The sequence below is a fragment of the Microcoleus sp. D2_18a_D3 genome (assembly GCF_036702455.1).
Classification (GTDB): Bacteria; Cyanobacteriota; Cyanobacteriia; order Cyanobacteriales; family Microcoleaceae; genus Microcoleus.
Map to the genome: position 1 here is coordinate 1 of NZ_JAUBTK010000212.1, position 1,410 is coordinate 1,410.

General features: G+C 42.8%; 1 protein-coding gene. It reads right to left on the bottom strand.

Annotated features, from left to right (window positions below; translation table 11 throughout):
• On the bottom strand, window positions 1–1,410 hold a 1,410-nt coding region (locus QUB06_RS34540), incomplete at both ends, for a tetratricopeptide repeat protein (RefSeq protein ID WP_333439341.1).

Genomic DNA, 1,410 nt, shown 5'->3' on the forward strand with positions numbered 1-1,410 from the left:
AGGGTTGAGTGCGATCGCCCGTTGGTAAGCTGCCCGAGCTTCGTCAAACAGTTCTTTCTCTTGCAGAGCTTTACCCAACTTGTGGTAAGTTAAGTAGTTGCCCGACTTAATTTTAATAGCTGTTTGATAGCGGGCGATCGCCTCATCCAAATAACCGGAATTCGCCGCTATCTCCCCCAACTTTTCCCAACCCAGAGACAACAGAGTTTGCTCGGCGCCCAAACTTTGATTGCCGATTTTTTTAACAATCAGTTGATAGCCTTTATGTACAACTTCTAACTGACTCCCAAACATCTCCAAAAAAACATCTATCCCAATTTTAGTATCTTGCTCCGGGCTGTCGGGAAAGGTAAACTCGTAATCGTCAAAAATCATCAATCCCCCAACTTTCACCAACCTCCAAGATAAAATCGCATCTTGCAGAGCACTGGTGGGTTTGTGACAGCCGTCAATGTAAGCAACATCGTAATATTCCGAAGTCAAATTCACTAACAAATCTTGAGAGTAACCTTCTAATTCAATTACCCGATCAGCTGCTCCTGTTTTAACAATATTGCCCTTAAACTGTTGTTGAAAATACAAGTCAATACAAGTAATCTTTGCCGTCGGATGAGTTAAAATATTATCCAGCAGCCAGCAAGCCGACATTCCCTGAAAACTGCCGATTTCCACAAGTTGAAAATCCGCACTTCCGGTAAATTCCTGCAAATGCCGTTTCCAAATAGGAATATTGTGGGTAAACCAATCTTGGGTAAATTGATAATCTTTCGCCGCACACTCAGCCCAACCCCTCAATTCGGCCGCTTTTTGGTGGCAAATAATTGCTTCTTCTAATTCCCCTAATTGCGGTAAAATATTTCCTAAATCGTTGTAAGGCTGAGAATTGCTCGGAGCGATTTCTATTTGGTGGCGGTAAGTGGCAATTTGTGCGTACAACTCCTGTTGTTTTGCCCGAACCTCATTCAGTTGGGCGACAACTTCCGCAGCATTGGGTTCAATTTGCAGTGCCATGCTATAAAATACGATCGCACCTTCCAACAGCTTTTGTTTCGCTAAAATATTGCCTAAATTTATATAAAACTCTGCTCCATCTAACTCAATTCCCAGCAATTTGTGGTAATTTTTCCCGCTTGCAAGTACCTCGATACCTTGACAATAAGTTGCGATTGTGCTGTCTAAACCCGATGCGCTCCGCTTCCGCAAAACATATCCCAACTTCTGATTAATTCCCGTCAAATTCGGCTCAATCTGAACCGCGTGCAGGTAAGCGCTAACAGCTTCATCCCATGATTGTTCACTGGTTAATGCAATTCCCAAATTGACATAAAACCAAGGAATATTGGGATTTATTGCAATAGCTTTGCGGTAGCAAATAATAGCTTCGGGCCACACTTGTTTTTGAGCCAAAGC